A 13263-nucleotide genomic window follows, 5' to 3' on the forward strand; every position below is an offset into this window, starting at 1 on the left:
GATGGCATATTGTGTGTAACAAACTAAAATTATTCTACTATAGAAGAAACACATCAGGGATATAATAATGACCATTGAAGCCGTAATAGAACAAAAACTTCTTTCTGCATTTTCTCCAATACATCTCGATGTAATTAATGAAAGCCATCAACATAATGTTGCGCCGGGCAGTGAGTCTCATTTTAAAGTGATTATTGTTACGGACGACTTTATCGGAGAGCGTTTGATCAAACGCCACCGTGCCATTAATTCATTGCTTTCAACAGAGCTTGCTGAAAAAATACATGCGTTAGCGCTTCATACTTACACTAAAGACGAGTGGGATAAGTATTATGCTGATAATACCCCTCTGTCGCCCAAATGCTTAGGTGGCGGAAAAAAATCGTCATAATATTATTCAATGGACGATCTAAAAACGCTAATTAACAATTATTAGCGTTTTTCCCCTTTATCTAATCCCATCTTCATTATTATATTCACTTCTCGTTAAATACCTGTTATTTATTCTAACTGATAAAATAAATAAACGAATAATATTGGAAACAGGTATGTTACTCAATTGGTTAGCTCATCTAACGGACTTTATCGACAGAGTCACTGATAACACCGGAAAAATAATTTCATGGCTAACATTACTGATGGTTTTGCTCACTTTTTTTATTGTTGTGTTGCGGTATGGCTTTAATATTGGTTGGATTGCGATGCAAGAATCTGTTTTGTACTTTCATGGTACAGTATTTATGCTGGGTGCCGCTTACACGCTAAAAGCTGATGGTCACGTTCGGGTCGATATTTTCTATCAAAATTTTTCAATAAAAGTAAAGGCGTTAGTTAATCTTTTTGGTGCTTTATTGCTGTTACTTCCTGTTTGTATTTTTATTTTTTATATTAGTTTTGATTATGTTGCCAGCGCATGGCGAATTATGGAGAGATCTCCTGAAGCTGGCGGTTTACCATTTGTTTATCTGAGTAAAAGTTTGTTGCTGATTATGGCTATAACAATGTCACTGCAAGGAATCGCTGAAATCTGCCGGAATTTACAAATACTTTTATCAAAAAGTAAGCCTTTGCAATTAGAAAAAGAAGTCACTAAATAATGGAATATTTAGCATTAGTAATGTTTGCTGTGGTTTGTATGGTTTTATTACTGGGCTACCCGGTGGCGTTATCGTTAGCTGGAACAGCGTTATTGTTTGCTGGGCTCGGCACTAGTCTTGAGGTATTTGACCCCGCTTTTTTAGGCGCATTACCCAGCCGTTTATATGGTGTCATTAATAATCAAACATTACTGGCGGTACCGTTATTTGTCTTTATGGGCTCAATGTTAGAACGCTCAAAAATCGCTGAAAATCTCCTAGATGCTATGACAATGCTATTTGGCAAGTATCGGGGCGGCTTAGGTATCTCTGTTATTTTAGTGGGCATGTTACTGGCGGCGAGTACAGGTATTGTCGGTGCTACAGTAGTAACTATGGGGTTATTATCACTACCGACCATGTTAAAGCGTGGTTATGACGTGAAATTTTCTACTGGAATTATTTGCGCTACCGGAACACTTGGGCAAATTATTCCTCCATCGATTGCTTTAGTTTTATTGGGCGATGTCTTATCGAGTGCCTACCAAAAAGCACAACTCGACATGGGGATTTTTAGCCCTGAAACAGTCTCTGTTGGCGACTTGTTTGCCGGTGCAGTTATTCCCGGGTTTATCTTAGTTTTGCTCTATATGGCTTATTGTATCGGTCTTGCTGTTTTTAAACCGCAGTTGGTGCCCAGTATAAAAGTGGCTGACGTAATAAGTCTTGCTCAAGGGAAAACAAGGCTTCAGGTGGTTTTTAGTGCGTTAATTCCTCCTTTATTACTGATGTTTGCTGTTTTAGGTTCTATTCTTTTTGGTTTTGCAACACCGACAGAAGCTGCGGGCGTTGGGGCTATGGGAGCTACAATGTTGGCACTATGGCAAAAACAGCTGACCTTAACTAATTTAACCGCAGTGATGCAAAATACCTTGAAAATCACTTCAATGGTCTTTTTAATTCTCATTGGTGCGTCATTGTTCTCTTTAGTCTTTAGAGGATTTGGCGGTGAAGAGTTGATTCAGGGGTTCTTTGTACAAATGCCGGGTGGGCTTGTTGGGGCAACACTGATTGTCATGCTGGTTATCTTTTTACTGGGCTTTATTTTAGATTTTATTGAAATTACCTTTGTTGTGGTTCCTATCGTGGCGCCTATATTACTAGCCATGGGGCTTGATCCAATTTGGTTAGGCATCATGATCGCGATTAATTTACAAACGTCGTTCTTAACGCCACCTTTCGGTTTTGCCCTGTTTTATTTACGTGGTGTCGCCGATAAAGCCATCCGAACGGCTGACATTTATCGCGGTGTTATTCCGTTTATCGTGATACAACTATTTTTGTTATTAATCTTGGCGTTATGGCCTGAATTAATAACATGGTTACCTGATGTTATTTATGGATAGAAAAGGAAGTAGTGAAAATGAATATAAAAAATAGCTTTAAAAAGCTGACCTTAATAATTGTATCGAGCATATTTTTATTGAATGCCTGTGGTGAAGAAAAAAATTCATCATCAGTTAACGTGGCCGAGGTCGCTGCAAAAAACTATCAGTGGAAAATGGTTACCTCATGGCCTAAAAACTTTCCGGGTTTAGGCATGGGGCCTGAGCGATTCTCACAATACGTTGATGAAATGAGTAATGGTCGATTAACCATCAAGGTTTATGGTGCGGGCGAATTAGTACCAGGATTTGAAGTCTTTGATGCCGTATCACAAGGTACCGTACAGATGGGGCATAGTGGTGCATATTACTGGAAAGGGAAAATACCTGCATCACCTATTTTTGGTGCTATTCCATTTGGTATGACAGCAACTGAGTTCAATGCTTGGTTACATTACGGTGGTGGTTTAGCTTTGTGGCAAGAGCTTTATCAACCTTTTGGTATTGTTCCTATGGCTGGCGGTAATTCAGGTGCTCAGTTTGCAGGTTGGTTTAAAAAAGAAATCAACTCAATGGAAGACTTAAAAGGTTTGAAAATGCGTATTCCAGGACTTGGTGGTGAAGTACTTAAGCGCGCTGGCGGGGTACCTGTTACCCTTACCGGAGGCGAAATATTTTCATCATTACAAAGCGGTGCTATTGATGCGTCTGAGTGGGTAGGGCCTTATAATGATTTAGCGTTTGGTTTTCATCAGGCTGCTGAATACTATTACAGTTCAGTTTGGCATGAAACCGGTACGAATTTAGAATTTTTAGTTAATGCTAAAGCGCTCGCTGAATTACCTAGCGATCTACAGAAGATTGTTGAAGTAGCGGCTCGTGCCGTTAATCAAGATATGCTTGATGAATACAATGCGCGTAATAATATTGCGTTAAAAACGTTAGTCGAAGAGCATCAGGTTAAATTACGTGAATTTCCACCTGAGATTATGAAAGCGCTAAAAGGTTTCACCGAAGAAGTTTTGGCCGAGCAAGTGGCTAATGATGCTGGTTTTGCAAAAGTATGGCAGTCGTATAGTGCGTTTTTAGCCTCGATGCGAGAGTATAATGATTTAACCTTAAAAGCTTATTATCAAAATAGATAACTGCTTTGGTCATTGATTTAGAGATAAATATACACTGGTCATACCTCGTATTCTTTTTAGTAGCGTAAACTATGCGACAATTTTTAAATTTATGTCGCAATAAATATTGAATAATGACTAAATTGCCAAGTTGTTTGGCGATAAAAATAGTATTAATTAAAAGGTCTTCTTATGGTTATCAAACCTAAAATTCGTGGTTTTATTTGTACAAATGCACACCCAACGGGCTGTGAAGCTCATGTCAATGAGCAGATTTCTTATGTTAAATCTCATCAACAGGCTAACGCTAAGCCAAAAAATGTTTTGGTTATAGGTTCATCTACTGGCTATGGTTTATCTTCACGTATAACAGCTGCATTTGGTAATAATGCTAAAACATTAGGTATTTTCTTTGAAAAACCACCCACTGAAAAGAAAACAGCCAGTGCGGGTTGGTACAATACTTCAGCGTTTCAAAAAGCAGCTGAGCAAGCCGGCCTTTGGTCTAAAAATATTAATGGTGATGCGTTTTCGCACGAAATTAAAGCAAAAGCTATTGAAACGATTAAAGCTGAATTAGGCGAAATTGACTTAATTGTCTACTCACTTGCTTCTCCTCGTCGCACCGATCCTGATACTGGTGAAGTTTATTCTTCAACGCTTAAACCTATTGGCCAAAGCGTAACCACTAAAAATCTAAATACCTCAAAGCGTGTTATCGATGAAATTTCTGTTGAAGCAGCAAATGAAGCCGAAATACAAGGCACCATTGATGTAATGGGCGGCGCTGACTGGGAACTATGGATTAAAGCATTGAATGATGCTGGCGTTCTTTCAAAGGGATTTAAATCAGTTGCTTACACTTATATCGGTAAAGAATTAACTTGGCCAATATACGGCAAAGCGACTATTGGTAAAGCGAAAGAAGACTTAGACCGTGCTGCATCGGCAATTAATCATGCGACCGCTAACCTCAAGGGGGAAGCGCATGTTACTTCATTAAATGCGGTTGTTACTCAGGCCAGTTCAGCGATACCTATTATGCCACTTTATATTTCAGCAATGTTTAAAGTGATGAAAGCAGATGGTACTTACGAAGGTTGTATTGAACAAATTCAGAACCTATTTGTCGACAATATCTACAGCGAAACACCGCGTTTAGATGATCAAAATCGTTACCGTCAAAATCATAAAGAGCTTGAAGACAGCGTTCAAAAACGCGTGACAGATATTTGGAATACAGTCGATTCTGATAATATTGATGAGTTAACTGATTATGTTGGTTATCATCAAGAATTTTTGAAGTTATTTGGCTTTAGTGTTGCTGGTGTTGATTACGAAGCTGATGTTAATACAATGACAGAGATTAAACATCTGCTATAGCGGTTAACTTTTATTGTTATCTAATGAGCTTCAATAATAAAAGCCGACATAACATGTCGGTTTTTTTAGGTCTTATAAATTTTTTGGCTGATAAATGAGCGAAATCAATGATATTCAACTAAATTGTAATTTAAAGTAACTGAGAGCCTAGATAGCCTGAGAGTTTTTGTGTTAAAATCGCGCCAGAAATTTTAACTTAGAGCCAGTGGGTCTTTTTTATTCTTAAGCAACTGCCCTTGTTGCCAAGAAAGAAGTACTTACTGAAATACACTGAAATCGATAATTTGCTTAACCTAAATAATATTCATTACGAGTTATCGTAAAATAGTTTGCTTAGGTAAGTAGATAATTGGTTTTGATACTCCCATCAAAAGTAGTGCATGTGTTTATGATTACAATAAAAAAAGGTCTGGATGTTCCTGTCGTTGGTTCTCCCCAGCAGGTAATCCATGATGGCAACGCCATCAAAACCGTTGCAACATTAGGTGAAGAGTTTGTGGGTATGCGACCAACCATGTTTGTTAAAGTGGATGATCGTGTTAAAAAAGGTCAGATTCTTTTTGAAGATAAAAAGAACCCTGGCGTTAAATTCACAGCTCATGCTGCCGGTGTTGTTAAAGAAATCAACCGTGGTGAAAAACGTGTTTTGCAATCAGTCGTTATTAAAATTGACGGCGATGAACAAATTACATTTCCTTCATACACAGCGAATGAACTTAGCTCAATAAAACGTCAAGATGTTGTTGATAACCTTGTTAATTCAGGTTTGTGGACAGCATTGCGTACACGTCCATTTAGTAAAGTTCCTGCCGTTGATTCAACGCCAGCCGCGATTTTTGTTAGTGCAATGGATACAAATCCACTAGCCGCTGACCCTGAAGTGATTATTAATGAACAAAGTGAAGCCTTCAAGAATGGCTTGACGATTCTTACTCGTTTAACGAGTGGTGAAGTATTTGTTAGTAAAGCGCCGGGTGCTAATATTCCCGTTGAAGCTAATGTGCAAGTTAACGAATTTGCAGGGAAACATCCTGCTGGTTTAGTTGGCACACACATGCACTTTTTAAAACCGGTCAGTGCAGATAAGTTTGCATGGAGCTTAGGCTATCAAGATGTTATTGCTTTCGGACAGTTATTTATTACCGGTGAGTTAAATAACACCCGTATTATTTCACTTGCTGGTCCTGCTGCGAAGAACCCACGGTTAGTGCGTACTATTTTAGGCGCAAATACCGACGAATTAATTGCTGGCGAATGCGCTGACGGTGAATTACGTGTTGTATCGGGCTCTTTACTTTCAGGTGCAAGCTCGAAAGGTGTTCACGCCTACTTAGGTCGTTACCATGTCCAAATTTCGTTGATTTTAGAAGGTCGCGAAAAAGAATTTATCGGTTATATGTATCCTGGACCTAATAAATTCTCGGTAACACGTGCATATATGTCTCATTTCTTTCCAAAGAAATTATTCAATATGACCACTACAACTAACGGTAGTCCTCGTGCCATGGTGCCAATTGGCAACTTTGAACGTGTTATGCCATTAGATATTCTCCCAACAATGTTATTGCGTGATTTATGTGCCGGTGATACCGACAGCGCGCAGCAACTTGGTGCTTTAGAGCTTGATGAAGAAGACTTAGCCTTATGTACATTTGTTTGCCCTGGCAAAACAGATTACGGCGTTATTCTTCGTGAATGCCTAACCACAATAGAGAAGGAAGGTTAGTCATGGGCTTGAAAAAGTTTATTGAAGATATTGAACCGCAATTTGAAAAAGGCGGTAAGCTAGAAACGTGGTACGCTTTGTATGAAGCTGTAGCCACTGGTTTATTTACTCCTGGTCAAGTGAACAAGGGTGCTACCCATGTTCGTGATAGTATTGACTTAAAACGTATCATGATCACGGTATGGTTAGCTGTTTTTCCTGCTATGTTTTTTGGTATGTACAACATTGGTTTTCAAGCAGCTGATGCTTTAGCTGCCGGTTATGCCTTACCAGATACTTGGCAAGTAGGCTTGTTCGAATTCCTTGGAGGTAGCTTATCTGCTGACTCTGGTGTCTTTGGCATGATGCTTTATGGGGCAATGTTCTTCTTACCTATTTATGCGACTACCTTTATTGTTGGTGGCTTTTGGGAAGTTTTATTTGCGTCAGTGCGTAAGCATGAAGTTAACGAAGGTTTCTTTGTTAGCTCAATTTTGTTTGCCTTGATACTCCCGGCAACAATTCCATTATGGCAAGTTGCTATCGGTATTACTTTCGGTATTGTTATTGCTAAAGAAATATTTGGTGGTACAGGTAAAAACTTCTTGAACCCTGCGCTAGCTGGTCGAGCATTTCTATTTTTTGCTTATCCAGGCGAACTTTCAGGTGATGCTGTTTGGGTTGCCATTGATGGTTACTCAGGTGCAACACCATTAAGTGCAGCAGCAGCAGCAATTCCAGGTTCGGTTGATTTTGCAATCAATACTAACTGGTGGAATGCATTCTTGGGCTTTATCCCAGGTTCTATGGGTGAAGTGTCAACGGCTGCTATTTTCCTAGGTGGTGCATACATTCTCTATAAAGGTATTGCTTCGTGGCGTATTGTTTTAAGTGTTTTCGCTGGTATGGTGTTTACCTCATTACTGTTTAACAGTATTGGTAGCGATACTAACGCAATGTTTGCTATGCCATGGTACTGGCATTTAGTTACCGGCGGTTTTGCTTTTGGTATGATGTTTATGGCTACTGACCCTGTCACTATGTCTTTTACTAATACCGGTAAATACTGGTTTGGTGCATTAGTTGGCGTAATGGTTGTGCTGATACGTGTAGTTAACCCGGCATACCCTGAAGGAATTATGTTAGCTATTTTATTCGCTAATTTATTCGCCCCTCTTTTCGACTATTTTGTTGTTCAAGGGAATATCAAACGGAGGCTCGCTCGTAATGTCTAGTAATAAAGAAACTCCAATTAAAACAATCGGCTTTGTATTTTTAGTTTGTCTGGTTTGTGCTGCGCTAGTCTCTGTTGCTGCGATTAGCTTAAAACCACTACAACAAGCTAATAAACTACTTGATAAGCAAACTAAAATTCTTGAAGCTTCTGGCTTATTAGAAAAGGCAGGTACTGATATTGTTGGTACTTACAACAAATATGTTGTTGCTAAAATGATTGACCTAGATTCAGGGAAAATCATTGAAGGTAACACTGATATATTTGACGAACGTGCAGACGCTCGTAATGCCGCTAAAAGCTCAAAGCTTACTAACGATACCGCAGGTATTAACCGACGTGCTAATAACGCTGTTGTCTATTTAGTTAATAATGAGCAAGGCCAGTTAAATACTTTGGTTTTACCTATTGTTGGTTCAGGGTTATGGGATTTAATGTACGGTTATGTTGGTTTAGCGCCAGATTTAAATACTGTTCGTAGTCTTATTTATTCTGACTTAAAGGAAACTCCTGGTTTAGGTGCAGAAGTACTTAACCCTAAGTGGAAAGCTTTATGGCCAGGTAAGAAAATGTACAACGATAGCGGTGAAGTGGTTATTAAAGTGATTAAAGGTGGTGCTAAAGCCGGTGATATTCACGGCGTTGATGCATTGTCAGGTGCTACATTAACCAGTAATGGCGTGCAAAACACCTTACATTTTTGGTTAGGCGAGCAAGGTTATGGACCTTTTATTACTAAATTCCGTAGTGTTGCTAGCAAAGGAGGGTTGAACTAATGTCTTCAGATACTAAAAAAGTACTATTTGGACCTATTGTAGATAACAACCCTATCGCCTTACAAGTACTGGGTGTTTGTTCTGCTTTAGCGGTAACAAGCTCAATGGCAAACGCTTTGGTTATGACCATAGCGGTAATGCTAGTGACTGGTTTTTCTAACTTCTTTATCTCACTTGTGCGTAATCATATACCATCAAGTGTGCGTATTATTGTGCAAATGGCGATTATAGCGTCATTGGTAATTGTCGTTGACCAAGTGTTAAAAGCCTTCTCTTATCAGTTGTCAAAAGAGTTGTCAGTTTTCATTGGCTTGATCATTACTAACTGTATTGTAATGGGCCGTGCAGAAGCTTTTGCCATGAAAGAAAAGCCGGGTGTTAGCTTTTTAGATGGTATTGGTAACGGTTTAGGTTACGGTGCGGTCTTGATGATTGTTGCTTTTTTCCGTGAATTATTTGGTTTTGGTGAAATCTTTGGTATTGAAGTATTTAAATTAGTTCAAAACGATGGTTGGTACCAAGGTAATGGCTTATTAGTCTTACCATTTAGTTCATTCTTCATTATTGGTTTAATTATCTGGGCTGTACGCCAGTGGAAACCAGAACAAGTAGAGAAGGATTAGCCTCATGGAACATTATTTAAGTATTTTTATTAAAACCATATTTATTGAAAATATGGCGTTAAGCTTCTTCTTGGGTATGTGTACTTTCTTAGCTGTGTCTAAGAAAGTAAGCACAGCCATTGGTCTTGGTGTTGCGGTTGTTGTGGTATTAGGTCTAGCGGTTCCAGCTAACCAAATTATCTATCAAGCTATATTAGCGCCAGGTGCTTTAGATAGCATGATGGGTGTTACCGAGCAGAAAGATTCAATTGATTTAAGCTTTTTATCATTTATTACCTTTATTGGTGTTATTGCCGCTTTAGTACAAATTTTGGAAATGATTTTAGATAAATATTTTCCAGCTTTGTATCAAGCCTTAGGCATATTTTTACCTTTAATCACGGTTAACTGTGCGATTTTTGGTGCGGTATCTTTCATGGTAGCGAAAAACTTAACCTTAGGTGAAAGTGTTGTTTACGGCATTGGATCTGGTGTCGGTTGGATGCTAGCTATTGTGTTGTTGGCTGCTATACGTGAGAAGATGAAATATTCTGACGTGCCAGACGGTTTGAAAGGTTTAGGTATCACATTTATCTCCGCTGGATTGATGGCTTTTGGCTTTCTTTCTTTTGGTGGTATTTCACTTTAGGCAAATATCGGTCTAAGTGACTTATTACCATAAGTAATTTGAGCTTAGGCCCTAGATAATTTAAGGAAAAGTCGATGGAAATCATTCTCGGCATATCGATGTTTACCGCGATTGTTCTAGCGTTAGTTTTAGTGATTTTATTTGCTAAATCTAAGTTAGTCTCTTCAGGTGACGTAACGATTAGTATTAATGGCGACCCGAAAAAATCAGTAGTAACCGCTGCTGGTGGCAAGCTTCTTGGCGCTTTAGCAGATCAAGGGATTTTTATTCCTTCGGCTTGTGGTGGTGGTGGTACCTGTGGTCAATGTCGTGTTGATGTGCATTCAGGTGGTGGTGATATTTTACCAACTGAAACCGGTCATATCACCAAGCGTGAAGCTAAAACAGGTTGTCGTTTAGCCTGTCAGGTTGCTGTTAAGCAAGACATGGTCATTGAAGTAGAAGATGAAATCTTTGGTGTTCAACAATGGGAATGTGAAGTTATCTCTAATGATAACCAAGCAACTTTCATTAAAGAACTTAAACTTCAAATACCCAACGGTGAATCTGTACCGTTTAAAGCCGGTGGTTATATTCAAATAGAAGCCCCAGCTCATCACGTTAAATACAGTGAATTTGATATTGATGACCAGTACAAAGGCGATTGGAACCATTTTGGCTTTTTTGATGTTGAATCAAAAGTTAATGAACCAACGTTACGTGCATACTCAATGGCTAACTATCCTGAAGAAGAAGGCATTATTATGCTTAACGTGCGTATTGCTACGCCGCCTCCAGGACGTTTACATTTACCAGCAGGTAAAATGTCATCATATATCTTCAGTCTTAAGCCTGGTGATAAAGTGACTATCTCTGGTCCATTTGGTGAGTTTTTTGCGAAAGAAACTGATAACGAAATGGTATTTATCGGTGGTGGTGCAGGTATGGCACCAATGCGTTCACACATCTTTGATCAACTTAAACGTTTACAATCTAAACGTAAAATGTCGTTCTGGTATGGCGCTCGCTCTAAACGCGAAATGTTCTATGAAGACGATTATAATGGCTTAGCGGCTGATAATGATAACTTCAAATGGCATGTTGCGTTATCTGACCCACAAGCAGAAGATAACTGGGAAGGCATGACAGGTTTTATTCATAATGTACTTTATGAAAACTACTTAAAAGATCATGAAGCACCGGAAGATTGTGAGTACTACATGTGTGGTCCTCCAATGATGAATGCTGCCGTTATTCATATGCTTAAAGATCTTGGCGTAGAAGACGAGAACATCATGTTAGATGACTTCGGCGGATAGTATTCGCCACGTTTAGTTCTTAGCTATTTCACTTAATAGCGGTAGATAAGGTGCTTGTTGACAATGGTCAACACCGCGCCATCTCATTGTTTTAAAGTGAACTCGTTTTGAGTTAAAAGTCACTTGATAATAGTGCATGGTAAAAGACGGCTTTGGTCGTCTTTTATTATTTATATAAGGCGTTTTTTATAGACGCTTTACCTAAATAATAAATTTATGGGTATCAAAATGATTAAACTGAAAGTAGTCATTATCGGCTTTATGCTGATATTTTTAGCAGGGTGCTTCCCAAGTAGTGATTTAAGTAAGCAAGAAATGTTACTGCAGGGTAGCACCATGGGTACCACTTATAACATTAAAGTGGTGATTGAAAATAACACGGTTGACACGAAAAAAATACATTTAGGTATCGATGCTTTATTGGTGCAATTAAATCAGGAAATGTCGACTTATATTGCCGACTCTGAATTATCACGCTTTAATAAATCAACATCACTAGCACCTATTAAAATATCAGTAGGGTTACAACGTGTCATTAAAGAAGCGATTCGTTTAGGTGATTTAAGTGAAGGTACGCTCGATGTTACTGTCGGTCCATTAGTTAACCTGTGGGGCTTTGGTCCAGAATATCAACCTGATATCGTGCCAAGCGATGAAGCCTTACTGTTGGCACGTCAACGAATAGGTTTATCAAAGCTAGTGTTAATCGGGAATAAATTATCTAAAAAAACACCTAGTCTTTATGTCGATTTATCAACCATAGCCAAAGGTTATGGCGTTGATTTAGTCGCAGAATATTTAGAAGAAAAGGGCATTAACAACTACCTGATAGAAATTGGTGGAGAAATGCGTCTGAAAGGTTTCAAACATACTGGCGAGCTTTGGCATGTCGCTATTGAAAAACCTATCCAAGACGCAAGTGGTGAGCAGCGCTCTGTCTATCAAGTGATAATACCTAAGAATAATGCGGTGGCGACGTCAGGTGATTACCGCAATTATCATGAAGCTAATGGCAAACGCTTTTCACATATTATTGATCCAGAGTCAGGTAAACCGATTAATCATAAGTTAGTCTCAGTAACGGTTATTCATTCTTCATCGATGACTGCCGACGGTCTGTCAACGGCTATGATGGTTATGGGCGAAGCAAAAGCAATTGCCTTTGCCGAGAAAAATGGCATAGCTGCGTACATTATTGCTAAAACAGAACATGGCTTTGTTGAGCAAAGCACGGTAAAATTCATGCAATATTTAAAGTAACTGGCTAAGGCGAGTTACCGTTTGTTCATCTTAATAAATAAGAAAATTAGTAGGTTAGTTTTATGATGATATTTATGATCACGTTAGGTTTTTTTCTTGTCGTTGTAGTTGCCATGTCGGTTGGCTATATTTTTCAACAAAAATCATTAGCAGGTAGTTGTGGCGGTTTAGCGACAGTGGGAATAGATAAGTCGTGTAATTGTGATAACCCTTGTGAGAAACGCCAAGAGCGCGAACGTATTGCTGCGGCTAAAGAACAGATGATTGATATAAAAATCATCTAATTAAGTAAACCGTAGTTTTTCCTCTATCAATATAATAAGTACCTATTTAGCGGTAGGTATTTTTTGCTGTCACCCGTGCAAAATATTTGTTAATGCTTTATTTACTGCAATAACTTATCCGGCTGCATTTTATTCTTTCACACGAATACCTGCCATAGCGCTAATTTCACCAGATTTTTTAAAGCACCATTTGACTCTTTAAACCCTGCTTAGTCGCTGCATTGATACATGGTTCTGATAGGGTACTAGACATTCATCCCCGATAAGCCAAACTCAGCAAAGACAACGAATGCTTTTGGTCGTGTTCGATTATAAAGCTTGAATGAAGGCTAAAATCCAGATTAACGCTAAGTCAATAAGGCGAATAGTGTCAAAAGTTTGTATTGTTAACGCTCTCCAACTCGCTGTGACAACAATATGGGATAAATTAGCACGACTCTCCGAATTTTAAAATTAGCGTTAATTTTGTAGGCTTGAGGGCATTATA

13 protein-coding genes are annotated in these 13263 nt (G+C 38.8%); all 13 read left to right on the forward strand.

Annotation, left to right across the window (positions count from 1 at the left end; all coding sequences use genetic code 11):
* Nucleotides 1-67 precede the first annotated feature (67 nt).
* The 13 genes from ESZ26_RS13625 (at nucleotide 68) to nqrM (ending at nucleotide 12776) form a co-directional block, all read left to right on the forward strand.
* On the forward strand, nucleotides 68-391 hold the full coding sequence (locus ESZ26_RS13625; RefSeq protein ID WP_146800026.1) for a BolA/IbaG family iron-sulfur metabolism protein: 324 nt from the start codon (nucleotides 68-70) through the stop codon (nucleotides 389-391).
* A 157-nt stretch (nucleotides 392-548) separates the two neighbouring features.
* Nucleotides 549-1097, forward strand: a complete 549-nt coding sequence (locus ESZ26_RS13630; RefSeq protein WP_146800027.1) for a TRAP transporter small permease subunit — start codon at nucleotides 549-551, stop codon at nucleotides 1095-1097.
* Nucleotides 1097-2482 carry a TRAP transporter large permease gene (locus tag ESZ26_RS13635; RefSeq protein WP_146800028.1) on the forward strand — a complete coding sequence of 462 codons (1386 nt, stop codon included), beginning with the start codon at nucleotides 1097-1099 and terminating at the stop codon, nucleotides 2480-2482. The genes ESZ26_RS13630 and ESZ26_RS13635 overlap by 1 nt, the downstream gene beginning before the upstream one ends.
* A gap of 17 nt (nucleotides 2483-2499) precedes the next feature.
* On the forward strand, nucleotides 2500-3606 hold the full coding sequence (locus ESZ26_RS13640; protein WP_146800029.1) for a TRAP transporter substrate-binding protein: 1107 nt from the start codon (nucleotides 2500-2502) through the stop codon (nucleotides 3604-3606).
* 171 nt (nucleotides 3607-3777) lie between these two features.
* Nucleotides 3778-4968 (forward strand): enoyl-ACP reductase FabV, encoded by a 1191-nt coding sequence (fabV, locus tag ESZ26_RS13645; protein ID WP_146800030.1) that lies wholly within the window; start codon nucleotides 3778-3780, stop codon nucleotides 4966-4968.
* 388 nt (nucleotides 4969-5356) lie between these two features.
* Entirely contained in the window at nucleotides 5357-6694 is a 1338-nt protein-coding gene (locus ESZ26_RS13650; RefSeq protein ID WP_146800031.1) for a Na(+)-translocating NADH-quinone reductase subunit A, read from the forward strand.
* A gap of 2 nt (nucleotides 6695-6696) precedes the next feature.
* The gene (locus tag ESZ26_RS13655) at nucleotides 6697-7908 is read left to right on the forward strand and encodes an NADH:ubiquinone reductase (Na(+)-transporting) subunit B (RefSeq protein ID WP_146800032.1); all 1212 of its coding nucleotides are present in this window, start codon (nucleotides 6697-6699) and stop codon (nucleotides 7906-7908) included.
* The gene (locus ESZ26_RS13660) at nucleotides 7901-8683 is read left to right on the forward strand and encodes a Na(+)-translocating NADH-quinone reductase subunit C (RefSeq protein WP_146800033.1); all 783 of its coding nucleotides are present in this window, start codon (nucleotides 7901-7903) and stop codon (nucleotides 8681-8683) included. The genes ESZ26_RS13655 and ESZ26_RS13660 overlap by 8 nt, the downstream gene beginning before the upstream one ends.
* A complete protein-coding gene (locus tag ESZ26_RS13665) occupies nucleotides 8683-9306 on the forward strand; it encodes an NADH:ubiquinone reductase (Na(+)-transporting) subunit D (RefSeq protein ID WP_146800034.1) in 624 nt (207 codons plus the stop codon). The genes ESZ26_RS13660 and ESZ26_RS13665 overlap by 1 nt, the downstream gene beginning before the upstream one ends.
* Before the next feature lie 4 nt (nucleotides 9307-9310).
* The gene (gene nqrE / locus ESZ26_RS13670; RefSeq protein ID WP_146800035.1) at nucleotides 9311-9934 is read left to right on the forward strand and encodes an NADH:ubiquinone reductase (Na(+)-transporting) subunit E; all 624 of its coding nucleotides are present in this window, start codon (nucleotides 9311-9313) and stop codon (nucleotides 9932-9934) included.
* Nucleotides 9935-10008: 74 nt separating this feature from the next.
* Nucleotides 10009-11232, forward strand: coding sequence for an NADH:ubiquinone reductase (Na(+)-transporting) subunit F (nqrF, locus tag ESZ26_RS13675; RefSeq protein ID WP_146800036.1), 1224 nt, complete (start codon nucleotides 10009-10011; stop codon nucleotides 11230-11232).
* A 228-nt stretch (nucleotides 11233-11460) separates the two neighbouring features.
* Entirely contained in the window at nucleotides 11461-12492 is a 1032-nt protein-coding gene (locus ESZ26_RS13680; RefSeq protein ID WP_146800037.1) for an FAD:protein FMN transferase, read from the forward strand.
* A 62-nt stretch (nucleotides 12493-12554) separates the two neighbouring features.
* Nucleotides 12555-12776 carry a (Na+)-NQR maturation NqrM gene (gene nqrM, locus ESZ26_RS13685; protein WP_070376020.1) on the forward strand — a complete coding sequence of 74 codons (222 nt, stop codon included), beginning with the start codon at nucleotides 12555-12557 and terminating at the stop codon, nucleotides 12774-12776.
* Nucleotides 12777-13263: the final 487 nt, after the last annotated feature.

This window comes from Colwellia hornerae (assembly GCF_007954355.1).
Classification (GTDB): domain Bacteria; phylum Pseudomonadota; class Gammaproteobacteria; order Enterobacterales; family Alteromonadaceae; genus Colwellia_A; species Colwellia_A hornerae.

Excerpts from the sequence above, each read along its gene's own strand:
- ESZ26_RS13635 (WP_146800028.1), top strand. The coding sequence starts at position 1,097 with ATGGAATATTTAGCATTAGTAATGTTTGCTGTGGTTTGTATGGTTTTA.
- nqrE (WP_146800035.1), top strand. The coding sequence starts at position 9,311 with ATGGAACATTATTTAAGTATTTTTATTAAAACCATATTTATTGAAAAT.
- ESZ26_RS13650 (WP_146800031.1), top strand. The coding sequence starts at position 5,357 with ATGATTACAATAAAAAAAGGTCTGGATGTTCCTGTCGTTGGTTCTCCC.
- ESZ26_RS13660 (WP_146800033.1), top strand. The coding sequence starts at position 7,901 with ATGTCTAGTAATAAAGAAACTCCAATTAAAACAATCGGCTTTGTATTT.
- fabV (WP_146800030.1), top strand. The coding sequence starts at position 3,778 with ATGGTTATCAAACCTAAAATTCGTGGTTTTATTTGTACAAATGCACAC.
- ESZ26_RS13655 (WP_146800032.1), top strand. The coding sequence starts at position 6,697 with ATGGGCTTGAAAAAGTTTATTGAAGATATTGAACCGCAATTTGAAAAA.
- nqrF (WP_146800036.1), top strand. The coding sequence starts at position 10,009 with ATGGAAATCATTCTCGGCATATCGATGTTTACCGCGATTGTTCTAGCG.
- ESZ26_RS13625 (WP_146800026.1), top strand. The coding sequence starts at position 68 with ATGACCATTGAAGCCGTAATAGAACAAAAACTTCTTTCTGCATTTTCT.
- ESZ26_RS13630 (WP_146800027.1), top strand. The coding sequence starts at position 549 with ATGTTACTCAATTGGTTAGCTCATCTAACGGACTTTATCGACAGAGTC.
- ESZ26_RS13640 (WP_146800029.1), top strand. The coding sequence starts at position 2,500 with ATGAATATAAAAAATAGCTTTAAAAAGCTGACCTTAATAATTGTATCG.
- ESZ26_RS13665 (WP_146800034.1), top strand. The coding sequence starts at position 8,683 with ATGTCTTCAGATACTAAAAAAGTACTATTTGGACCTATTGTAGATAAC.
- ESZ26_RS13680 (WP_146800037.1), top strand. The coding sequence starts at position 11,461 with ATGATTAAACTGAAAGTAGTCATTATCGGCTTTATGCTGATATTTTTA.
- nqrM (WP_070376020.1), top strand. The coding sequence starts at position 12,555 with ATGATGATATTTATGATCACGTTAGGTTTTTTTCTTGTCGTTGTAGTT.